Below are 3,169 nucleotides of genomic sequence, written 5' to 3'. Positions count from 1 at the left end.
CTTGCACTGAATCCGTAACCGACGGTAACTTGTGCGCCGGCATTTTGTTGTTTGCTTTAATAGGTTTCGCTATCTTGTACGCTTTGAATACTTAGGTTTTTGGCATTAACTTGTACGCCTTTGCCGCGTACTTGTGCGCCTTTGATGATGGTATCGCCACCACTTTGGATAAGGGTTTGGCTGCCTTTTTCTCCTATGTGACTATGGCGGTGGGTTACGCTATCGCCATTGCCGTAGCCTTTGCCGACATTGCCGCCTGCGGTAAAGCCTAATGACCAGCCCCCTTGTCCGAATGATACGGCAGCACCTGCGTTCCAGCCTGCTGATTTGTTTTGGCTGCGTTCGATGTTGCTTTGTTCGGTGGATTGCAGATGGATTTGCTTATCGGCAATCAGGCCGGTTCCTGCTTTACCTGAAACATCTGAGCCCGTGATGTTGATATTGGATTGTTCGCCTGCACCTTGTCATACAGGCTGGTTACGCTGGCTTTAAGCTTGTTTCATTTGTTCTTCGTAAATTTCTATTTTAGGCAATTGTGTCAGTTCAATAGGGCAAGTTGCTCCCCACCAAAAATGCTCTACATAAAACCAAGGATTATCTGGAAAATATAGCAACATCTCTTCCATATCTGGCCAAATTCTTCTTAATTCATCTACCTGTGTTTTTGGCGAACCAGTTAATATTTTTGGAGGGTTTTCACGATAATCGCATAATTCAATAACACCATCTGATAAAAGTTCTTCCAAAAAATCAAAAAATTTAATTTTTAAATTTGGATCTTTGATATCCATATTTAAATAATTTTTATAAACACCAAAAATACCACCTAAATATTCACAATATTCTAAAAGATTATATTTTATCTTCGCATTCATAACGTAACCTTTATCTAAATTTTAACTCTAATCTTTACCCACGTACTGAAGCAGGTTGATTCCTAAACTCAATTGTCCATTTTGCTCCAGTTTGTTCTCGGCTAGTTGAAAAATTTCTTAAAATGATGGTCGTTCCTTTCCAAGGTCCTGATGTAATAGTCGTAGAAGATAATTGCCCTTTATTCGGAATATTCCTAAAATCAGGCCTCTGACCTGAATATTTTTCATACAAATCAAATATTTCTCCTCTACTTACGTTAGAATATATCGGCATTCCATTTTTGCTGGCAGATGAATTTGGTCTGATCGTTTTAAAACCAATTTGTAAGTTGATATTGCTAGCATCTAAATTTCCTCTTACTCTCTGTCTAGCATTGAATCCTTTACCTAACTCATTTAATGTATTGTCTCTAGATAAATTGTCTAATGCTTGATTAAAAGTTTCTCTAATGTTTTGACGTGTTCCAAGTATTGTTGATGATGAATTAAGCAATGTAATGGGTTGTTTTGGTAAAATTCTATTTAAATAATTTTCATAGTCTCTAACCTCTTCATTTGGAATTGGTCTATTTGGATCGCGTAAACTTGGAATGCCTCTAAAATTAGGTTCAATGCGTCTAATACTTTGGGTTAGCGCATTAATCCGCATAGCATTTAATTCATTTTGTGCATTTTGTGCTTCTGTCCAAAATAAATTTCGCGAGTTTCTCGCTCTTCTTGCACCGTTATTATTCTCCACCGCACTTTGCGCATTCAGGCTGCCTTGCACCGCATCTGTTGCGCTGTTGCCGACTGCCGCACCCGTAGCCGTACCCAATAAGTTTGTAATCGCCGTTACAGTCTCTTTCTCTTCCGCCGTTAAGTCGCTTCCTTTTTCTTTGCCGTATAACCATTTGCTGATGTAAGGCGCAGCCGCTTCCGACCCGCCCGCACTCAATGCTCCTGCTAGAGCATTGTTGTCTCCTGCTGCGGCAACCGCTGCTCCTAATACCGCGTGGGCAAGAACGTGAGCGGTTTCTTGACTGGCGGTTAGTTTGCCATTCGCGTTTTGACCGGCTAAATCTTTAAAGTGCTGTCCAATCGCATACGATACGGCTGGCGATGCGGTAGCCGCAGCAATGCCCGCTCCGCTTTGGGTCGGCGCAGCTAAACCTGAGGCTAACATGTTGAGAATGACTTTGCCTTGTTGCCAATTATCTGCTTTTGCTGCCGCATCTTGAGCTTCATGGGCTTTGCGTTTGGCAGTTTCCATATCGCCATTGGCTAATGCCTCGGCTGCTGCTGTTTCGGCTGCTTCTTTATCTGCTTTGAGTTTGTCTAAATGTTGGTTAATCTCGGTATTGGCTTGTTGAACATTTTTACTAAAATCTTGGCTGACGGTTCTTTGTAAATCCAGTTCACTTTGCACTCTATCTTTGTTAAATACGTTTTTCAGGCTGCCTGAATGTCGTTCGACGGTGTCTGTGGTTACGTTTGTACCAATATCGGCTTTGGTTTGTGCCGCTGTTTTGCCTGTCAGCCTGATTTGTGCGGCTTCGTCTGTGATTTGAATGTTTTGGGTATTGATGCCGCTTTTTGTGATGCTGCTTTGACTGTCGCTATCGCTGCCGTAGCCTACTGATGAACTTGCGCCGTTTTTATCGGCCACGCTTGTCAGGTGTTTGTTTTGAGGCTTATTTTGTGCTCCCTGTCCCAGTGTTTTGCCGCTTACGGCAACGCTGGCACCCAATCCGAAACTTTCGCCTTTGTAGCGGCTGTGGTTTTGAATGTCGCTGGCAGTAAGGGTGGCCGTCTGAAAAAGGTTTTTTCCTTTGTCTTCGGCACTCTTGCCGGAGGTGATGATACCGCCCTTGAGGTCTGTGTTGTCTCTGACTTTGATTTGATAGCCGTCTTCTCCGGCATAAATACCGCTTTGCTCGGTTACGGAGGCATGGTCTGCTTTGACCTTACTTTGGCTGTAACTGCCGCTTGCACTGAATCCGTAACCGACGGTAACTTGGACATTGCCGTTTTGCTGTTTGCTCTGATAGGTTTCTGTGTCTTGAACGCTTCGGATGGTGGTTTGTCCGCCCATGCCGCCGATACGGGTGTGGCGGTGGGTTGCTTTTGTCTGATTGCTGTGGCGGCTTGTTGAAAGGAAGGCCGTCTGAAACGTATTTGTTGTTTCAGACGGCCTCTTAGCTCAACCTTGAGAAGCGCATGCGTGCGTAATTTATTTATTATCTAATGAAACCAATTTCCGGCTTTCAGACGACTTTTTGTCAAATATTATCGGCAGCGGCTCAATGCCAACT

General features: G+C 43.5%; 1 protein-coding gene and 2 pseudogenes. All 3 read right to left on the bottom strand.

The features are described from left to right. Positions 1-59 precede the first annotated feature (59 nt). Positions 60-461, bottom strand: a pseudogene (locus HMPREF2675_RS10935) (hemagglutinin repeat-containing protein); the annotation flags it as partial. 27 nt (positions 462-488) lie between these two features. Further along, entirely contained in the window at positions 489-875 is a 387-nt protein-coding gene (locus HMPREF2675_RS05015) for a DUF596 domain-containing protein (protein WP_003712157.1), read from the bottom strand. Between the two features lie 34 nt (positions 876-909). Further along, positions 910-2,976, bottom strand: a pseudogene (locus HMPREF2675_RS05010) (VENN motif pre-toxin domain-containing protein); the annotation flags it as partial. Positions 2,977-3,169: the final 193 nt, after the last annotated feature.

Source organism: Neisseria sp. HMSC061H08 (genome assembly GCF_001836795.1).
GTDB lineage: Bacteria > Pseudomonadota > Gammaproteobacteria > Burkholderiales > Neisseriaceae > Neisseria > Neisseria subflava_A.
Note: the sequence above shows the minus strand (reverse complement) of the source record. Positions and strands in the feature narration are given on the sequence as shown.

What these genes read in the sequence shown, in the direction of transcription:
- HMPREF2675_RS05015 (WP_003712157.1), bottom strand. Translation starts at nt 875, where the DNA reads ATGAATGCGAAGATAAAATATAATCTTTTAGAATATTGTGAATATTTA.